General features: G+C 42.9%; 11 protein-coding genes. 5 read left to right on the top strand and 6 right to left on the bottom strand.

What is annotated here, in order from left to right; all coding sequences use genetic code 11:
• Positions 1 to 3 precede the first annotated feature (3 nt).
• Positions 4 to 3,015: a PAAR-like protein gene (locus tag ACDQ55_RS01875; protein WP_420979340.1), complete on the bottom strand. Its 3,012-nt coding sequence runs from the start codon at positions 3,013 to 3,015 to the stop codon at positions 4 to 6.
• 175 nt (positions 3,016 to 3,190) lie between these two features.
• Positions 3,191 to 5,014: a type VI secretion system Vgr family protein gene (locus ACDQ55_RS01870; RefSeq protein ID WP_420979339.1), complete on the bottom strand. Its 1,824-nt coding sequence runs from the start codon at positions 5,012 to 5,014 to the stop codon at positions 3,191 to 3,193.
• A gap of 581 nt (positions 5,015 to 5,595) precedes the next feature.
• Between ACDQ55_RS01870 and ACDQ55_RS01865 the strand changes: the two genes are divergently transcribed.
• The 5 genes from ACDQ55_RS01865 (at position 5,596) to ACDQ55_RS01845 (ending at position 12,714) form a co-directional block, all read left to right on the top strand.
• Entirely contained in the window at positions 5,596 to 6,504 is a 909-nt protein-coding gene (locus ACDQ55_RS01865) for a FecR family protein (RefSeq protein ID WP_420979338.1), read from the top strand.
• A 68-nt stretch (positions 6,505 to 6,572) separates the two neighbouring features.
• Positions 6,573 to 9,752: a TonB-dependent receptor domain-containing protein gene (locus ACDQ55_RS01860; RefSeq protein ID WP_420979336.1), complete on the top strand. Its 3,180-nt coding sequence runs from the start codon at positions 6,573 to 6,575 to the stop codon at positions 9,750 to 9,752.
• Between the two features lie 68 nt (positions 9,753 to 9,820).
• Entirely contained in the window at positions 9,821 to 11,230 is a 1,410-nt protein-coding gene (locus ACDQ55_RS01855) for a hypothetical protein (protein WP_420979335.1), read from the top strand.
• 79 nt (positions 11,231 to 11,309) lie between these two features.
• Positions 11,310 to 12,089, top strand: coding sequence for a hypothetical protein (locus ACDQ55_RS01850; protein ID WP_420979334.1), 780 nt, complete (start codon positions 11,310 to 11,312; stop codon positions 12,087 to 12,089).
• A 10-nt stretch (positions 12,090 to 12,099) separates the two neighbouring features.
• On the top strand, positions 12,100 to 12,714 hold the full coding sequence (locus ACDQ55_RS01845; protein ID WP_420979333.1) for a hypothetical protein: 615 nt from the start codon (positions 12,100 to 12,102) through the stop codon (positions 12,712 to 12,714).
• 105 nt (positions 12,715 to 12,819) lie between these two features.
• On the opposite strand, the gene ACDQ55_RS01840 is transcribed toward ACDQ55_RS01845, so the two are convergent.
• The 4 genes from ACDQ55_RS01840 to ACDQ55_RS01825 form a co-directional block, all read right to left on the bottom strand.
• The gene (locus ACDQ55_RS01840) at positions 12,820 to 14,175 is read right to left on the bottom strand and encodes a S41 family peptidase (RefSeq protein ID WP_420979332.1); all 1,356 of its coding nucleotides are present in this window, start codon (positions 14,173 to 14,175) and stop codon (positions 12,820 to 12,822) included.
• Positions 14,176 to 14,188: 13 nt separating this feature from the next.
• Positions 14,189 to 14,707 carry an RNA polymerase sigma-70 factor gene (locus ACDQ55_RS01835; protein WP_420979331.1) on the bottom strand — a complete coding sequence of 173 codons (519 nt, stop codon included), beginning with the start codon at positions 14,705 to 14,707 and terminating at the stop codon, positions 14,189 to 14,191.
• A gap of 195 nt (positions 14,708 to 14,902) precedes the next feature.
• Entirely contained in the window at positions 14,903 to 16,237 is a 1,335-nt protein-coding gene (locus ACDQ55_RS01830) for a TolC family protein (protein WP_420979330.1), read from the bottom strand.
• A 33-nt stretch (positions 16,238 to 16,270) separates the two neighbouring features.
• Complete coding sequence (locus ACDQ55_RS01825; RefSeq protein ID WP_420979329.1) at positions 16,271 to 19,399, bottom strand: efflux RND transporter permease subunit; 3,129 nt, start codon at positions 19,397 to 19,399, stop codon at positions 16,271 to 16,273.
• Positions 19,400 to 19,443: the final 44 nt, after the last annotated feature.

Genomic DNA, 19,443 nt, shown 5'->3' with positions numbered 1-19,443 from the left:
GATTTATCGTATTCCAATATGAAAATGGTCTGTATGTAGTGCGGTGGCTACACCTGTTGTATTTTTAATATTGATTTTATAAGCATAATTTTTGGTGAATCCCCATTTGCCGGCTATTCGCAATAAATTCTCCAATACGATAATAAATTCCTGTTCTGAAGCGTAGGCGCTTTGAGCTTCTTTCCAATACACTGGCCCTGCTTTATTGGTGCTACCCGGATACCTGATATCAATATCGTTGCCATTGATATGTCCTTTATGCCCCAGGTTACTTTTATCACTGGCAGATATATCGTTGAAGTATAGCGTGTTATTGAATCCATTGGCTGGTAAGGAGTAGAAGAATCCAAACAGCGGTGCTGCTACGCCAGGATCGATGTAGTTATCCTGAATTCCTTCGCGTTTTCCATATCTGCCCCAGTTGGGGCCTGTTTCAGGGAATGGCAGTAAATGATGATCATTTTTAAGTAACAGGAAGGACTGGGCGAGCTTCCCTGAGGTATATACATCGTACCGGTATTGATTGCTATCCCTATTGATTTGTACAAAGCGGTAGTTAAAGGTATCTGTATGGATCACATATTTGTTGATGCTGCCAGCCGGTACTTTTCCCAACCGGCATTCCTTTACCCGGAAAACAAGGGCTGTATTGGTTGTAAACAGGTGTTTTTTTTGTTCATAATTGCTTTTGTCTGCCGCTTTAGTTTCGGCGCCGATCTTTTTGCTGATTTTCATTGTTACTTCAGTGTTGCCATTGGCGGCAAGTTGTAGTCCTTTATATTGCCAGAAGGTCATCGAGGAAAGTACAGCTATCTTTATATTGGTACCAACAAGGTCTGGTGTTTGCAGGATGTTTGCATTTTCTTTGAGCGTATATTTATTGGCGTGGGTGTATGCTTCCCTTCCGGTAAGTTGTATCAGTCCTCTTCCCCGGAAATTCCATCCATCTTCAGGAAGTATATTGCCCAGCACTTTTCCTTTTGCTGTATTAGGACCATATACATAATTGGCAATATATTGCTGGTGGAGTATACTCACGCCTGGAAGAAGAGGCTGTTTGTGCGCTCTCCCCCATTCCCTAGCTTTTATGTTGCCCTCAGCAGTTCTGAAAGGAGGGAAATATTTAGCAAGGTCTTCCCAGTACCAGTTAAAGCTTTCTCCATTTCGTATACGCATCGCCGTTCCAGTTTCTACTGCTGCCTGCGCAAAAAAATGTGCCTTATTCCAGCAGGTGTTCATGCCGGTGAGCGCCATATATTGGTTGTAGGTAGCGGCTACTGTTTGCAGGTTGGTATATGAAGCATCCGTAAAAATATTGGCTAGCTGAGCGGCAGTAATAGCTTTACTACAGGCCGGACAGGCTGCCGGTGGTATATCCTTTCTCCATGGTTCACCTACTACTACCGGAGCATTGGTGGGCATTAATTTATTCAGTAAGCCATTTATCTTGCCCGATAATTTAATATGCCGGTAGTAGCTTAATTGATGTGGGTTCCAGCTATTGTTGTCCGATATATCTGCGGGGAAAAGAAATTTTCCAGCAGAAGTTTTTATCAATAGGTAAAAACAACGCAGCAGGCTATCATTCAATAGGTGGCCCGATTTCAGTTGTTGGGTATCTATAAGGGTGGTTGCGCTTTCCTGCTCATCAATCATTAATTTTTTGCTCATGCAGAGATGGTCTTTTTCTCTTAGTTTGTTTTCCCATATTTCCAGCTGCAATGTTTCACCACTTAGGTTACAGGTATAGATGCATACTTTAATCTGTTCGCCATATTGATATACTTTAATGGCTGGATGTTGCTGCTGATCGAGGCATAACAGGCGTACTACCGACTGTTGTGCGTTTATACGTAATAGTTGTCCGGTTTCTGCAGCCCGTTGTGCGCTGGTTTTTCGTGGAAACAAGTAAGCATTATTGCCAATCGTTATTGTTTTTACGTCAGCAAAATCAATACTGCTGCTATTGGAGGCTATAACGAATAGTATATGAAAGGTGCTCCATTCGAAAGCAGTGGCCGTTAATAAAGGTTTCAGGCTGTTGGTGGAAATGGTTATTTTTAATTTCCCCTCACGATTAAAACTGGCTATTCCTATGTCTTTCACGTGAAAAAAACGATTGGCTACGTTTCTTAGCAGGAGGTGCAAATGTACCGTTTCATTGGCGGCGTCTGGGCTGAATATTAGCATGGTGGCCTGCTCTTGCCAGCCTGCCCGGGGTTTAAAAGTTTCTTCCCTGGTAGTGAAGCACCAACGTAAAATAATAGCTGCCGTTACCTGAATGGTTAATGATTGCTTGGATTGTCCCATTTGTGCGCTGATGGTGTAAGTGCCTTCCTTTGTAAAGCTGGCATTCTCCCACTGATCAAGGCCTGGTCCAAAGGGTATCCAGGTAATGGGGCCGTCTAATGCTTCGTTGTAAGGCCTGGATGTTTTTATGGATAAGGTATATTGTTTTCCAGTGATCCATCGGGTAGGCGCTAATATAGCGAGTATTTCATTATTTGTGATCGCTATAGGATGAATGCTGGGCATAGGCATATCTTCTTTCTGTTGATCTGAGCATGCATCATTTGCTGTATCCTTGCTGGTATCTCCTTCATTATTATAGATGGCAGGATTGGCAACTTCTTCCGGATCATGGCTTGTTATGTTTCCGGAATAGGCCGGTTGTTGACCATGTTGGAGAATCTGGATACAAGGACTGCCAGCTATGGCGCATATCGCCGTACTGTCTTCTGTTAATATCTTGCTGCCGCTGGAAAGCGTGATATTAGGCAAATAAGTTTGCCATTGCACCACTGTTGGGGTACAGGCGCTGTGTAAGAGGGTGCAATACCCAAAACCGCCTGGTAAAAATGGATTGCCTATTTCATTGGTGCCAGCGACCTGCTTCCTGCTACCGATATGATCATTCATATATTCGTGTGGGTTAGCTACCTGCAGACGATTGTTGATATTACCGAAATTGCATTTGCATAGCGCGCCATGTACTACAAAATGCTGATCTGCCATTTTTGATTTTTTTAATAGTGTTGTTGGATGTTGCTATTCCGGAATATCACGCCCGTTTGCTTACCATTAATGACCACTGATTTTCTTGAATGCAGCAGGAGTTTGTTTGTGCTGTAGCAATGAACACATTTGCCTATAGCGGTATATTTTTTACAGATGATCTGTATTTGCCCTGCTAACATATTTTTGATTTTTCTCCGCTTTGGATACAAACTGATTCATTGGCACTGAGGTGTAGGTCTTCCTGGCTGCTGTAGATATGGATATCTTCTGCCTGTTTATCTATTTCTTTTGCTTGTAGGTGTATATTTTCTGTGGCTATTTTGGTGATATTGGTAGCCGTAAGCTGGTAATCGTTCAGGGCGTACTGATGTAGGCTGTCGCCGGCGCTATGGTATAGGTCCATTCCTGCCGTATGGTGCATATGCAGACCTGCCTGGAGATGAATGTTTTCTGTTGCCTGCAGGTTGATGTTACGGGCGGTTAGCTTTATGGTTTCGGGCGCCGAGAGGGTGATGTTATGCTGCTGGGTATCGATGATAATGTTATTCCCTCCTTTGTCGGCAATAATAATGTTCTCCTGGCCGGTAGTATCGTCTAGCCGGATAATATGCCCGCTGCGGGTTTTGATGGCTTTTATATTATTCATATCATCGCCGAAGGAACTGGTAGCCTGACCATTATAGGTACAGCCAGTTGCATAGGGAGCTTCGGGATGCCCATTTTCAAAATGGACCCATACTTCTTCTCCTATCTCAGGAATAAAGTAAAATCCTTTCTCCTGGCCAGCGTGGGGCTGATGTAATCTTATCCAGGGGGTACGGCCCTTTTGCCAGTGAAACCGTACCCGTATACGACCCAGCCCCTTGGGGTCATGGTTGTCTGTTACAATGGCGGATTGTGCTTCACATACCGGTATTGACGATAGGTTGATAACGGGAATGGCTACATCTGCGGGGATGCCTTCAAAGGTATTGTAATAGTCGCCATTACTATTGCAATGGTGTATCAGGGAGGTCAGCATAAATTCGCCATAGTCGGTGCTAAAAGGCGCTGTATCTTGTATGCTTACCAGATCGCCTATTTGTAAGCCTGTATTACGGCTATTGCCTTTTATAGCTGCCATCCCGGCTATATGGCTTTGCTGGCAACGCCGGGCCAGTATTGTTAATGTTGCCGGGGCATCACTATTGAATACGTAAGGAACTTTGTAGGTGGCTGCCTGTGGAAAATATTTATTGCTAATGGCTTGTACATACGGCGTATAGGCATTCCTGGAAGGAACCTGTTGTTGGCTGCAATCTTCCGACAAGCTCTGTTGTTGCCGGTATTCGGTAACAAATAGTTGTTGCTTTGCCGGCAGCAGATTACAACAAACCTGATAATCTACCAGGTCTTCCTGATGCCTGAGTGCTGTTTTTCTGGGAGTGTACCTGCCAAATATAAGCTGTTGGCCATTGTAGAAGAAATGTTCTCCATAACGTTGCGATAGACGGTGTAAGAAATCGAAGCCAGTTTCTTTGTATTGTACAATATATTTTAGCGGGGATGTTAATATAGGATTTATTTGAGGGGGATTGGCAAACGGGTAACCATTTTTGATCACTTCTGATACAATGGCCGATAAAGGTAATTGCTCAAACGACTGCATATGCGGTTGGCCGGCCAGCAAAATAGTAGGACTATTGCCACGGAGTATACAACTTCCGTTATACCCATTTTTTTCTTTACCGGCGCTAGTACCGGTGATAAGGCCATTAAATAACAATGGTTTGTAATGGTTGTTTGTTTCCGCCGGCCGGATATAAATGCTGATTTCCTTGCCCAATAAAGATTTGCCGGCAGCCACCGGATTGGGGCCATAGTGTGATAGCCAGTCGTACCCAATGCACAATTCAAATTCATGATGCATTTTGACGGATTGTTTTAGTTGCAGGGAATGAAATTGTTCGAGCTGTTGTTCTCCAATGGAGATAGTTGTTCTCGTATATAAAGACATGGTTAATGATTGATATGGTTGTAGAATATTAGATTGAGTAATTAACCCGTGTTGGTAACAAACAATGATCTAATTTATGTATTTAATTTTGAATGATAAAAAAATAATTAGTTATACTAACAAAAATTTTGGCATTAGGAAACGTAGTTTCCTAATGCCAAAATGCTAATTTAACAATCAACAAAATTTTGTAGTTGCCAGGTATCCGATTACCACTGGCATTGTTAATGAAGTTGAATCTGCCTGGAAATTAAAAAGGAGACATTATATATTGATGCGATAAAAGGCAATTCCTAAAAGCGCTATTGTAATATCCACTGTCGCTTATATAAGAATGCCATAGTGTTGTTAAAGGATTTTATCGTTGGGCCGTAAGTGTAACATATAAAATTGTTGGTTGAAAATAAGCATGATAAATGGTTGTATGAATTGATTATCAATATATTTTATGATTTTAAAGCTATTATGCATCTTTATTGAAGGCCATTTGTTGCCACCTGTATTTATTACCAAATTGTTAACTCCGTTTTTGGAATAGGAAGACGGTTTATTTGAAACGTACTCTTTGTGTAATCAGGGATATGGACAAACAGTTACTAGAAAAATATTTTAAAGGGCAATGCACGGAGCAGGAAGCTGCTCATGCAGAGGCCTGGCTTTCTCAGGCTGATACCACCCTGTTGGATGAATGGATGATGGAGAACTGGGATGCAGCCAACAAAAAGCCAGCTACTTATCGTATTTGGTACAGTGTAGCCGCCGCCGCTATATTAGGAATCATCGCTACAGTTTCTTTGCTATGGCAACATCAGCCTATGGGCAGGCAATTAGCTATACAATGGGATACTTTATCGAATAATGGTAACAACACCCGTTTATATACTATGCCGGATGGTACGGAAGTATGGTTAAGCCCGCATACCGTGGTTATTTTTCAGGATAGTTATAATAAACAAACCCGGGAACTGTGGTTAAAAGGAGAGGGTTACTTTAATGTAGTACCGGATAAACTAAAACCTTTTAAAGTGCATACCGGGGAACTAACTACTACTGTACTGGGCACTGCTTTTAACATTGCTACAGCAAATAAAGCAGACGGTAGCATACAGATAAGTCTGGTACAGGGTAAAATATCAGTCACCCAAAAAGACCAGTTTACCAAAGTATTATTGCCCGGAGAAATGCTATCATATGCTAGTGGCAGTGCACCTTTGATATCCCCTTTCCCTGCGCAGGAAGTGTTAGATTGGAAGAATGGGAAAATATATTTTGATAATGCCACATTGGCCGATGCATTAACCAAACTGCAGCAACGCTACGGATGTAAAATGATATTGATAGATCAGGAGATGAGGTATAAAAAGATATCCGGCGTATTTAAAATGGAATTGTCACCTGAAAAAATATTATCTGCCCTGGCCTATGTGCATAACCTGAGCTATAAACGTATAAACGATAGCACATACCAGATCACTGGCGTCCGGAAATAATTTAAATCCATAAAAGTTCAATAATCAATATGCAAAAATCTATACACAGATTTTGTACAGGGAGTCGTATGCCTTATAAAATGGTATCCCTGTTGATATTAATAGCAGGATGCCTGCCGTTTGTTTTATCTGCACAGTCTTATAAATCACTTACAGACAAAGTGCAGCTATCTGCCGGAAAAACCGATGCAGCTACTGTGGTGAAGTCATTACAACAACAAACATCTTATACCTTTATCTACGATCCGGAATACCTGAAGCGCTGTGCTTTTACTGCGGTGAAATTTGAGAATGCACCATTAAGTACCGTATTGCAATACCTGGATAATAACACACCTGTAGATATAGAATTAACGAATAACAGCACCATTGCCGTACGCAAAGGCAATGCGGAGAAGCCTGCCAGCCGCAATAACGGACGCGTTACCGGAAAAGTGGTAGATGCTAAAAACGAGCCATTACCTGGCGTTAGTATTCAGGTAGAAGGCGGACAAGGTACTATTTCCAATGTAGATGGTACTTACGAGCTGTTGCTCTCTCCGGGAAAATATACACTTATCTTTTCTTACGTTACTTTTGAAAGCCGCAAGGTAACTGATGTAGTGGTAAGTAATTCCGGTGTTACACCACTCAGCGTTGTGATGAAAAGCAATCATTCACAATTGAAAGAAGTAACAGTAACGGGCACTTATAAAAAGACTTCTATAGAAGGTTTGTATGCCCTGCAAAAGAATAGTGCAGCCATCTCCGATGGTATCAGCGCAGATCTGATTGCACGTACGCCGGATAAAAATGTGGGAGAAGTATTAAAACGCGTAACAGGTTTAGCTACATTAGACAACAAGTATGTGGTTGTGCGTGGCTTAAGCGAAAGGTACAACCAGGCGGTATTGAATGGCCAGGTTATGCCCAGCACAGAGTTGAACAGAAAAAATTTCAGCTTTGATATCATTCCGTCCAACATTATTGAAAATATCACCGTAATAAAAACCCTTACACCAGATCACAGCGCCGAATTTGGTGGTGGTTTGGTAGAAGTAAACACCCTGGATATTCCTACTGACAATTTTTTTAACATCAGTGTAGGCGGAAGCTATAACGATAAAACTACCGGTAAAACTTTTTTGTCGCTTCCCTTGGAAGGAAAAGAATACTTCGGGCAGGTATCTGATCATCGTAAACTGTTGGGAAGCCTGAACTGGAAAGATAAGGCTGATATTGTAACTGCTTTTGATACTTATAAGAACAGCGGAAAGAATTTCAGCAACAACTGGGGCGTTACCAGCTTTAAAGCTCAACCTTCACAGAACTACCAGCTCTCTGTAGGCAGGGTATTGCCTCAGCGAGGAAAAGGACAGTTTGGTTTTGTATTGGCAGGTAACTACCGTAATACATTGGCTACACAAGACATAGTGATGAGCAGGGCTGGTTTTGAAGGCGATAGTACTAAAGGATATGCTTCTTATCATGGTCAGCGCTACACGTTTACCACTAACCTGGGAGGCATTGTGGGCGTAGGATATAGAGATGATCGTAACAGTGTAAGCTTTCAAAGCATTTATCAACGTACGCTGGACCAAAACCTGATATCTGGTATAGGTCAATACACCAGCTATGGAGACGCTTACGCCTATTTTGATCTGGTGTCTGCTACCACTTTATGGCAGAATCAATTAAAGGGAGAGCATTCACTGAGCAAAAAGGGATTAAAACTGAAATGGCTGGGAAGCTATATACAGCTCGACAGGCAACGTCCGGATAATCATATCCTGGCTGGTAACTACATGCAGGGTAATCCGGATGAACTGAATAACTACAACATTATAAGAGGATTGGCCATTAATGTTACAGGAGGCTCATTGCGTACCTGGAACCGTGCAAAGGAAGATAACTATACCTGGGACCTTGCTTTATCACAGCCATTTAATTTTAATGCAGGCAGTGTACAGTTTAATAATACTTTCAAACTGGGTTATGCCGGTTGGAGTAAAGACCGTCTCTTCTACGTGTTCAATACCAGCAATGGATTTACTTCTAATGGTAATTACCTCCCCATTGCCACCGCTTTTACCCCAACATATGATGTAACTACCAACCGTGAAATATTTGGAGATAATTACCATAAACAAGCTGCTCTGCATGCCTTCTATGGAATGTTGGACGACAAGATCGGACAGAAATTCAGATTGGTATGGGGCGTACGCGGAGAGTATTATAATTTGAACAATGTTAATGCTGCATTGGATTCGCTGGCTTCCACCATTAATAAAGGCAGGGCAGGAAATAACCAGCTGGATTTCTCTGCACTGAGGAACCGGGAACCTAATCTCCGTCTTTTTCCTTCTGCTAACCTGACGTATAGCATCAATAATACCATGAATCTGCGTTTAGCTTATGCAGAAAGTATTATCCGCCCAGACCTGCGTGAGCTGAGTGCGCAAAGAGAGTATGATTTTGAGTTGGGTGGTACCTATTACAGCAGTTATGTAACTTCTACTACCATTAAGCATTATGATTTGCGGTATGAGTGGTATCCTGCTCCCGGTGAGATGATATCGGCTTCAGCTTTTTACAAGCGTTTGGCAAATCCCATGGAAATCTATAAAGAAGCAAACAATGAATTTACATTAAAGAATAATAAACTGGCAAAGAACTATGGTGTAGAATTAGAATTGCGTAAATCGCTGCGGTTCACTAATCTGCCGGTATTAAAGAACATTACTTTATCGGGTAACTTCACTTATCTGGATTCCCGCGTGATACCTATGATCACTGGTTTTAATGGTGTTGATCCCAATAACCCCAAAAAAATAGTTATCACGGAGAATTTATTGCCGGAAGAAAAAAGACCTCAGGTAGGCGCCAGCAATTATATCGTGAATGCCGGATTGTTCTATGATACCAAACCGTTTTCCTTCAACCTGGCCTATAACTATGTTACTAACAGAATGTATCTGGCCAATGAGATCTATGCCAATTCTACCTTTGAACGCCCCTTGGAATCACTGGATGCGCAGTTGGCCATACACTTGCTGAAAGGTAAAGGAGAACTGCGTTTCAACGTTGCCAATTTGTTGAATAGTTATGCTGTAACGTACATCAACCGGTTTGACAACGATCCGGAAGTATACACTGGAAAAAAGAAGCCTACTACCAAGCAGTTACTTTACCAGCCGGCTACAGATGCTATCGACTATAAGGCCGTACCTGGCCGTACCTACAGCATCACTGCCAGTTATAAGTTTTAAACAAGTGCACTATTGTTATAAATCCTGATCAGGAAATCCCGTTTTTAAACCACAAAACAAAACAAAAAATGAAAAGAAAACCCTTTGGATTAGCCCTTTTATTAGCTACCGTTGCAGGTGCGTCTATGATGACTTCCTGCAAAAAGGACAATCAGAAGAAAGATATTAGCCGTCCGGTTTCAGCCAGCGGTGCAGTGCCTTTTTCTTCTACCCTGGTAGGTGTATTAGGTACAAACCATGGTACTGCAGATACTATCCTGCTGACCAACGGTATTACCTGGCACCTGAACGGACTGGTGTATGTAGATTCTGCTGACGTATTAATTATTGAACCAGGTACTACTATCGTGGGTGATCTGAGCGCAGATCCATCAGTTGCTGGTGGTGGATTGATCATCACTAAAAATGCAAAAATTCTGGCTGACGGTACACCCGCCAATCCAATTGTATTTACATCTGCAGCTGCCGTTAAAACTCCTGGCGACTGGTCTGGTGTAGTATTATTGGGTAATGCTCCTACCAACGTTCCTACTACTACCCGTGTAGAAGGTGTAACTAGCGTATCACCTGCTGATGCTACTTTTGGTGGTAATAATCCTGCTGATAACTCTGGTATTCTGCGTTTCGTACGTATTGAATATGCTGGTTTCGCTCTTTCCCTCAATAACGAATTGAATGGTTTGACATTGGCTGGTGTTGGTAACGGTACCATCATTGATTACGTAGAAGTATTCAAAGCTAATGATGATGCTTTCGAATGGTTCGGTGGAACTGTAAATGCTTCCCACCTGTTGGCTATCGATGCTTATGATGATATGTTCGATACCGATAATGGTTATAGCGGTACTATTTCTTACGCTTTAGGTTTGTCTGATACTACCCGTGCTGACCAAAGCCAGTCTAATGGTTTTGAAAGCGATAACAACGCTTCTGGTACTACAGCAACTCCTAACACACACGCTAAGTACAACAACATCACCATCGTAGGTTTACCTAATTACAACAAAGCTGCTCAGACTTATTCTGTACCTGGTGGTCTGATCGGTACTTATGGCCGTGCTGCTCACCTGAGAAGAAATACTGAATTCGAAATCAAGAAATCTATCTTCATTGGTTTCAATTATGGTTTGAGCTTCGATATCACTGCTGGTTCTACTTACGATAAATTTATCGGCGGTATCTCTAACGCTAGCGGTAACTATGTACAGGCTTATACCTATCCATATGCTACCGAATTAAGCGGCGTATTTACTGGTATTACTGCTCCTGCTGGTAACTTTGGTTACACTGGTACACTGACTAATCCAAACGTTGCCCAGATCAGTCTGTTAGCTCCGTTTAACCGTACCAGTGTTGGTGCTGCTAACTTTATTACTAACGTTGGTTCTGCTGCAGATAATGCAAATGCAGGTGCTTTCCCTGGTGGAATTGACTGGACTATCGTAAATGGTAGCTATAGCTGGACAAGGTATAAATAATCTTTAAAGAAGAACAACAACGTGTAAGGATTTCCTTACACGTTGTTGCCATCAAGTGTATTCAATATAAATATTAAACATGCAAAAAAGAATTTTACTTTTCCTGTACACTGTTGTTTTATTTTTTTCAGCCTGTAAAAAAGGAGATTTACCGGAAGAATATTATTTCGGAAAAGTACAGGTAAGTGGTAAAGGGTTTCAAGATTCTCCAGACCTGGATATATTTTTTTCCGGAAAAAAAATTGGTACGCTGAATACTTCTAAGGCGAGTGAGCCTTTTTTAAATATCACTGTGCCTGCCAGCAATACTCCCGCCAAATTAAGCGCATACATCGCCAATACTACTACCCTTGTAGCAGATTCAATGATCACTGTGGATAAAAACAGTAATAAAAACTTTCGCCTTATTTATTCCGAATCCCTTGGATTAAAAGGCTTTTTAACTACCACTACAGTAGCGCCAGATTCAACTAAGCTACAGTTCCTTTATAATGTGAATAAATCATTTAATCCTTACCCGGAAGTAGACCTCTACATATACACCGGTAAGGGGCGTCCGCTTACCCTAACGGAAGTAACAGTGGTGAAGGGATTAAAAAGAGGCGTGTTGGATAGCAGAAGTATCATGTTGCCTTGTTTGGATGAAAATGGTGCAGGATTCGCTTATTATTTTAAGTTGAAAGATGTGAAGACGGGCGAATTTATTGTGCTTCCTACCAATTTCCAAATGGGCGCATATCTTCTTATAAATACTAACGATACAGAGACATACGGAGCGTACAGCGTGATCAACATCAACGATGCTGAAGGTGACACAGCAGATGATAACTACATAGAAGCATTGCAAATAGTTTTATAAGATTATTCCGATGAAGCCTGTAATAAAAGAGATACTTTGCTGTTTAGTAAGTTTGTTACTCTTTTCTGCTTGCAGAAAGGATACTCCTTTATTGCCGCAGGCTTCCATAAAACTGGAAACAATTCCCCTGTCTGATACGTTGCCTCATATTATTGCCATGAACACCTTGCTTACAGGCAATCATCCCTGGTACATAAAAGGTTGGACATATGTAAATAATGAAGCGTCGTTGCGTATAGAGCCAGGAGCGATTATAAATATTTCGCCCGGGGAACAATATGAGAGTGGTGGCTTGGTTGTAACCCGTGGCGCTTTTATCTATGCTGCCGGAACAGATCAGATGCCGGTAACATTTAATATAAGAGGGGCAGGCAATATTATCTTACTTGGTAAAGCGCCTGTTGGTAAACCATACCACTTGCTGGATAATACTGAATTGCCGGTATTAAACAGCTTGGCCTATGGTGGTGATAATAGTGAAGATAGTTCGGGAGTAATGCAGCATGTGGTTATTTATTCCGGTAATAAGGGACTAATGCTGTTAGGTACTGGCAGTAAAACCTTTTTGGAAGATGTGCTGCAACTGCCGAATAAAATTAAAATGAACTGCCCCCATCTCCCTTAGCGTATTTTTCGACATGGAACCCTATTTGTTAACTAACCAAACTCCAGGCACATTGTTTTCACAATGTGCTTTTTTATTAATAGGATATATAATTCATTCGTCCCACTAATGAGGTAAAATAACAGCATCACTTTTGCCCTCTGTTACATAATACTTTTTCAAGGGCATATGGTTTGCTGCCATAATGGTACGGCTGTTACCGTTAATGAGCGATAAGGCTTTGGCAATCAATGGGTCTTGTGTATCGCCTATGGCAGCAATGGGGAGTGTATCTATTTCATCGGCAGTATATTGGGGCGCAATACCTTGTTCATAACCACCCTCTCCTTTCGCATTGTATAACCGCCAGCTAATCGGATGCAGTATCCAGGAGATCCGCCCCCGGCCATCTTGTATGTTAATAGCGCCTTTGTCTTTTCCGTAGGTGGTAGCGCCTATCTGTACCACTTTCGTATATGGTTTTAGGTTATTGATGGTTAACTCTGCAGCTGAAATGGTTTCATGACTGGTAAGAATAAATACACGGGAAAGTCCTAACATAGCAGGTTGTACGCTGTTGAAGGGGATGGGCGCTCCGCTTTCCGGATAGGCCATTGCTGTATTGAAGCTCAATTGTTGTGTTCCTTGTGTTTTATTGCCTTTATATTGTATAAATAGCTGGTTACTGGTAACGCCAGGCGCTATCAGGGCTGTTAGCACTGCGGCGGCCGCCACACTACCACCAGTATTATAGCGCATGTCGAGTATTAATTCTGTAGTGCCTTGTGCTTTGAATGTTTGAAAAGCGCTGATTAAGGCGCTGTTGAAATCATCCTTGAAAGCATTATAAAATAAGTAAGCGATTTTTTTATTGTTACTGTTGATGATTTGCTGTGCATAGATGGGGTTTTCGGAAGTCACTCCCAATAATACGGTTACTGGCGTTGCTTCTATTACTGCACTATTGTTGATAGTGGCCGGCGTAAAAATCCCTTGTCCATCTTTCAGTACTTGATCGGCCAGACTGGCAGCATTGGCGGCTGTTAATGGCATACCATTAATGCGTGTGAAGTAACTGCCCCTTACAAATCCGGCTTTAGCGGCATTGGAGCCAGGAATAACGAGGGTTACCACGCCTATAGTTCCTCCAGGCGCCGATGGCCATTCTACTACGCTATAGTTGAAACCATAGTTATACAGCATATACCTGGGCATGGTAGAGAAGTTACCGGGATTATATACCAGAGAGAAAGGGTCGGCTGCATTTTTAATGCTTTGGAAGTACGCCCTGGTTTCCAGGTCAGTATTGGATTGGGTGGGCAACTCCTCGCTCCATAGATAGTAATAGCGCATACTGTCCAGTATCCATTTATTAATTTCTGTTTGGGTAACAGGACCGGTAGGTATCGGATTGGGAGCTGGTTGGTCTTTTTTGCTACAGGAAAATAAAAGCAGGGCAAAGCCAAGGTGGTAGTAACGCATAAGAAAAACAGGATTATTCGAAATGAGTAAGTAGTTCCTTACGGATATATTGAAGGGCGGCAGTCAGGTGATTTTTTACAGTAGCTGGCGATATAGATAATTGTTGGCCTATTTCTTTGTGGCTGAATCCGTGTTCGCGGCTTAACAAATATACATTGCGCCGTTGTTCTGGCATTTGTGCCACTACTTTATGTAGCTGTGTATTAAACTCTTTATGGTTAAAGTGTTTTTCACTGCTGGTATCAATATCCATTTGCTGTGCGGCGCCAGATTGGGAAAGCGCTTTCCGTTCCCGGTACAGTTTACGGGTTTCATCGATAACAAGGTTTTTTACATACACAAACAGTAACGGAAAAACATCTTGTCCTTCCCTTACCTGGTGCATATTTTCCCAGAGGCGTATAAAGCATTGCTGGGTAATTTCCTGTGCCCTTGCAGCATCTTCCGTGAGCCTGAATGCAAACCGGTATACTTTTGCATTGTTTGCCTCGAATATTTTTTTAAAAAGTACAGTTTGAGGGCTATCAGACATAGTTCGCAGGTTGTGGCCATATAAATATAGGGAGTGAATGTTACAGGAATGTTAAGAAAGCAGAGCGCAGTTGGCCGCAGACTGTTAGTGGGAGTGAGAGATGGGTGTAACATAATTGAAGCGAATAAGTTAGACGCAATTTTAAGTTTGTCTTACTTATTCGCTTCGGTAAACTATTAGCGATTAGTTAATAAACTATTTCAACAGCGCTCCGTTCAGGCGTCCGAGTTCTGTTTCTGCCAGCTTAGTATTATAACGTGCTTGTATAAGGCGGTAGAAAGAATCTTCCAGGCTTTGTTGCGCTATTTTTACTTCCAGGATGGTAGAAACGCCTTGTTTAAAACGTTCTAATGCTACCATTGCATTTTCCCTTGCGAGGTCGTTGGTTTCTTCTTCCAATGCCACTTGTTTTTTGTAGTACTCGTAATCTTTGAAGGCATTGTTTAAAGAGAGATCTACCTGTGATTTCAGATTATCCAATGTAATATTCTGATAGTCGAAATCTATTTTCGCATTTTGTACCTGCCGTTTCACATTAAATCCGTTGAAGATCGGGATTGCAGCGGTGAAGCCATAATTGAACACGCCATTGCGACTAAAACGTGGGCTAAAGGCGTTAGAAGCAGCATTGGAAGTATTGCGGTTATAGTTATATGCAGAATTAAAAGAGACTACCGGGAAATAATCTGCTTTACGTTCTTTGATAGTAAGGGCAGATATATTTATATTTTGTTGCTGTACTTTTATGGTAGTATTATTATTGGCAATATTCTGTTGCAGGGTTGCAAAAGACAACTCATTATTTAACGGAATAGAATCTGCCACATCATAACCGATGGCGCCGGCCGGCACCGCCATTAATTGGTTGAGCAGCGATTTGCTTTCCTCAATCAGCGTTTGCTGGCGGATGTACAATGCTTTTTGCGCGTTGAGGTCTACTTTAGATTGAAGTAGGTCTGTTTTAGGCGCCAGGCCGGTGCTGAATTTGGCATCCGATAATTTAACCCTTTCTTCAGAAATAGACATCTGTTCAGAGAGGGCTTTCAATTGTTGTTTTTGTTGTACAATATTATAATAGCCACCAATAATACCAGCAATGGAATTTTGGATCTGGTCTTTAATGGCCAGCTCGCCAAGGTCGCGGATAGAGGCCAGCTTATTCCGGGTAGCAAACATCTTCAGACCATCAAATAACGTCCAGCCTAGCGTTACGTTACCGGTAACGTTATTGCCTTTGATACCACTGGTATCCCGGGAGGTGCCGTTCACAAATTCCTGTTTAGTGGAAGTACGGTTCCAGGTGGTGCCAGCCGCACCATTGAGCGTAGGTACAAATGCGAAATTAGCATAGGCGTAGTCGTTAGCAGACAGCTCTGCGGCATTCCTGGCAAGGCGGATGTCGTAGTTATTTTTAAGCGCTACGTCTATTGCCTGTTCCAGGGTAAGCACCTGTTGTTGCGCATTGGCAGCAAAGGCACCTGCCAGCAGTGTTAGCAGGAAAGAAAAACATTTCGTGATATATCTTTTCATAAATATCTTAATCTTGGTCATGATAAACAGCGATCAGGCATGTGCGGTGGCAATAATGGCTTCCTGATCGTTACCTTCTTCCTCGTCCTCACTATTTCCTTGTTTACCTCTGCGTGAAAGGAAGGTATACATGGCCGGAATTACGTATAAGGTTAATACCAGGGAGAATATAATTCCGCCCACAATTACGATACCCAGCGGGATGCGGCTGGTGGCGGCAGCGCCGAGCGACAAGGCAATCGGTAATGCGCCGAGTGCCATGGCAAGACTGGTCATCAAAATCGGCCGGAGGCGCAATGAGGACGCGTTGATTACTGCATCTGCTTTTTCCATACCCGTGTCGCGTTGGTGATTGGCAAATTCTACGATGAGGATACCATTTTTTGTTACCAAACCTATCAGCATAATTACACCGATCTGGGAGAAGATATTCCAGGTTTGATTAAACACCCACAGGGATAAGAGGGCGCCAGCAAAGGCCAGCGGCACAGTAAGCATAATGATCAGCGGATCTATCCAGCTTTCGAATTGCGCGGCCAATACCAGGTAGATCAGCACGAGGGCCAGGCCCAGCGCAAACATTGTATTGGAGCCACTTTCGGCATAATCACGGGAAGCGCCGGATAAAGCAGTATTGAAAGAGTCGTTCAGTACATTTTCTTTCTGCAGCTTATTGTAGATCCGGTACATTTCATTGATACCATCGCCGATAGTACGGCCAGGCGCCAGGCCGGCAGAAACGGTAGCGGATTTATAGCGATTAAAGTGATAGATAATCGGTGGACTGGTTTCTTCTTCAATACTTACCACGTTGTCGAGCTGTATGGCTTCTCCACGGGAGTTGCGCACATATAGGTTCTGGAGGTCCATCGGATCATCGCGGTCTGCGCGGAATACCTGCCCCATTACCTGGTATTGCTTACCATTCCGGATAAAATAGCCATAACGAAGGTTACTTAATGCCAGCTGTAATGTTTGTGAGATATCCTGTACGGAAACGCCTAACTGGGTGGCTTTGTCGCGATTAATATGTATACGCAGTTCTGGTTTGTTAAATTTCAGGTCTACGTCTGTACCCTGGAAAACAGCACTGTTGCTGACTTCCTCCATAAATTTAGGCAATACAGCAGAGAGGGAGTCGAAGTTGATATGTTCCAGTACGAAGGATACAGGCAAGCCGCTTTTACGTCCTACTTGTATGGTTTGTTGTTCAATGGCAAACACTTTTCCTTCGGGGAATTTGTTCATGTTACGGTTCACCATGTTCACAATATCTTTCTGTGAACGCTTGCGGTTGTTTGGCTCAGTGAGCGTTACGTTGGCGAAAGCTGTATTTACGGCGCCGGAGCCGCTATTGGAAGAAGCAGTTACAGAGAGAACGATTTCTTTTTCCGGAATAGAGTCCAGCATAAATTTGGTGAGCCGGTCTACATAGCTGTCCATATAATCAAAGGAAGTACCTTCGGGAGCAGTTACCGACAGGCGGAAGGCGCTACGGTCTTCCAATGGCGCCAACTCGGACTGTAATGTTTTGAACAGGAAATAGATCATCACCAGACAGCCCATGATAATGAATCCGGCTACCCAACGGAAACGCATAAATGCTTCCAGGGAATTTTTATATCCGTCTTCCATCCAGCGGAAGAAAGATTCAGTTTTAAGGTAAAACCAGGAGTGGGTATGGGTTTTGCGTCCCAGTTTTACGTTTAGTACAGGCGTTAGCGTGAGTGATACGAAGGCAGAGATGAGTACCGCACCAGCTACTACAATACCGAATTCCCGGAATAGCTGTCCTACGAAGCCTTGCAGGAAGATAATTGGCAGGAATACGAATGCCAGCGTAATAGAGGTGGCAATTACCGCAAAGAATATTTCTTCTGATCCCTCCCGCGCTGCTCTCATGCGGGGCATGCCGGCTTCGATCTTTTTATAAATATTTTCTGTTACCACAATACCATCATCTACCACTAGCCCGGTAGCGAGTACAATTGCCAGCAGGGTAAGGATATTAATGGTAAAGCCACAGGCATACATAATAAAGAAGGCGCCGATCAGTGAAACGGGGATATCGATGAGGGGCCGTAGTGCCATTAACCAGTCGCGGAAGAACAGGTACACAATAATAATTACAAGTACTAATGCTACGATCAGGGTTTCTTCCACTTCATCAATTGATTTCTTGATAAAGCGGGTGTTATCCATCGCGATATTTACCGTATAGTCTTCCGGGATGTCTTTTTTCAGTTGATTGAACCTTTTATAGAATTCATCGGCAATGGCTACATAATTGGAGCCGGGTTGCGGAATGAGTGCCAGCGCAATCATAGGACTGCCGGATTCTTTCAGTATGGTTTCTTCGTTTTCGGGTCCCAATACCGCCTGGCCTATATCGCGGATACGTATTTCGCTGCCGTTGATATTTTTGATGATCAGGTTATTGAAATCATCTTCCGACTCCAGCCTGCCAAAAGTACGTACTGTAAAGTCGGTAGCATTACCGGCAATTTTACCGGAAGGCAGTTCCACGTTTTCCCGTGCAAGGGCTGCCTGTACGTCGCCTGGTGTAAGGCTGTAGGAAGATAATTTAGCGGGGTCCATCCAGATGCGCATCGCGTAGCGTTTTTCCCCCCATATCTGGATGGCGCTTACGCCGGGAATGGTTTGTAATTTTTCCAGGAGCACATTGGTGCCATATTCCGTTACTTCCAGCTGATTGCGGGTATGGCTTTGCACCGTCATGGAGATAATGGCGTCTGAGTTGGCATCTTGTTTAGACACTACCGGCGGTGCATCAATATCAGGCGGCAAGCTGCGCAGGGCCTGGGATACTTTGTCGCGTACATCGTTGGTAGCGCCTTCCAGGTCTTGTCCCAGTTCAAATTCTACGGTAATGTTACTGCTTCCCTGGCTACTGCTGGAAGAGATGTTTTTGATCCCTGCAATACCATTGATCTGTTTTTCCAATGGTTCGGTGATCTGTGTTTCAATGATATCTGAGTTGGCGCCGGCATAGGACGTGCGCACATTTACAATAGGCGGGTCAATCGCCGGGAAATCCCTTACCCCCAGAAATGTAAAGCCTACCAGACCGAATATCACGATAATGATATTCATTACGATAGCAAATACAGGGCGTTTGAGAGATAATGAAGGTAAACTCATGGTAAATATTTTCGGATTTGAATATGCAGGGATGCATACCCAAA

Origin of the sequence: Chitinophaga sp. 30R24 (assembly GCF_049056765.1) — a bacterium.
Classification (GTDB): domain Bacteria; phylum Bacteroidota; class Bacteroidia; order Chitinophagales; family Chitinophagaceae; genus Chitinophaga.
Note: the sequence above shows the minus strand (reverse complement) of the source record. Positions and strands in the feature narration are given on the sequence as shown.

Excerpts from the sequence above, each read along its gene's own strand:
- ACDQ55_RS01875 (WP_420979340.1), bottom strand. The coding sequence starts at position 3,015 with ATGGCAGATCAGCATTTTGTAGTACATGGCGCGCTATGCAAATGCAAT.
- ACDQ55_RS01870 (WP_420979339.1), bottom strand. The coding sequence starts at position 5,014 with ATGTCTTTATATACGAGAACAACTATCTCCATTGGAGAACAACAGCTC.
- ACDQ55_RS01865 (WP_420979338.1), top strand. The coding sequence starts at position 5,596 with ATGGACAAACAGTTACTAGAAAAATATTTTAAAGGGCAATGCACGGAG.
- ACDQ55_RS01860 (WP_420979336.1), top strand. The coding sequence starts at position 6,573 with ATGCCTTATAAAATGGTATCCCTGTTGATATTAATAGCAGGATGCCTG.
- ACDQ55_RS01855 (WP_420979335.1), top strand. The coding sequence starts at position 9,821 with ATGAAAAGAAAACCCTTTGGATTAGCCCTTTTATTAGCTACCGTTGCA.
- ACDQ55_RS01850 (WP_420979334.1), top strand. The coding sequence starts at position 11,310 with ATGCAAAAAAGAATTTTACTTTTCCTGTACACTGTTGTTTTATTTTTT.
- ACDQ55_RS01845 (WP_420979333.1), top strand. The coding sequence starts at position 12,100 with ATGAAGCCTGTAATAAAAGAGATACTTTGCTGTTTAGTAAGTTTGTTA.
- ACDQ55_RS01840 (WP_420979332.1), bottom strand. The coding sequence starts at position 14,175 with ATGCGTTACTACCACCTTGGCTTTGCCCTGCTTTTATTTTCCTGTAGC.
- ACDQ55_RS01835 (WP_420979331.1), bottom strand. The coding sequence starts at position 14,707 with ATGTCTGATAGCCCTCAAACTGTACTTTTTAAAAAAATATTCGAGGCA.
- ACDQ55_RS01830 (WP_420979330.1), bottom strand. The coding sequence starts at position 16,237 with ATGAAAAGATATATCACGAAATGTTTTTCTTTCCTGCTAACACTGCTG.
- ACDQ55_RS01825 (WP_420979329.1), bottom strand. The coding sequence starts at position 19,399 with ATGAGTTTACCTTCATTATCTCTCAAACGCCCTGTATTTGCTATCGTA.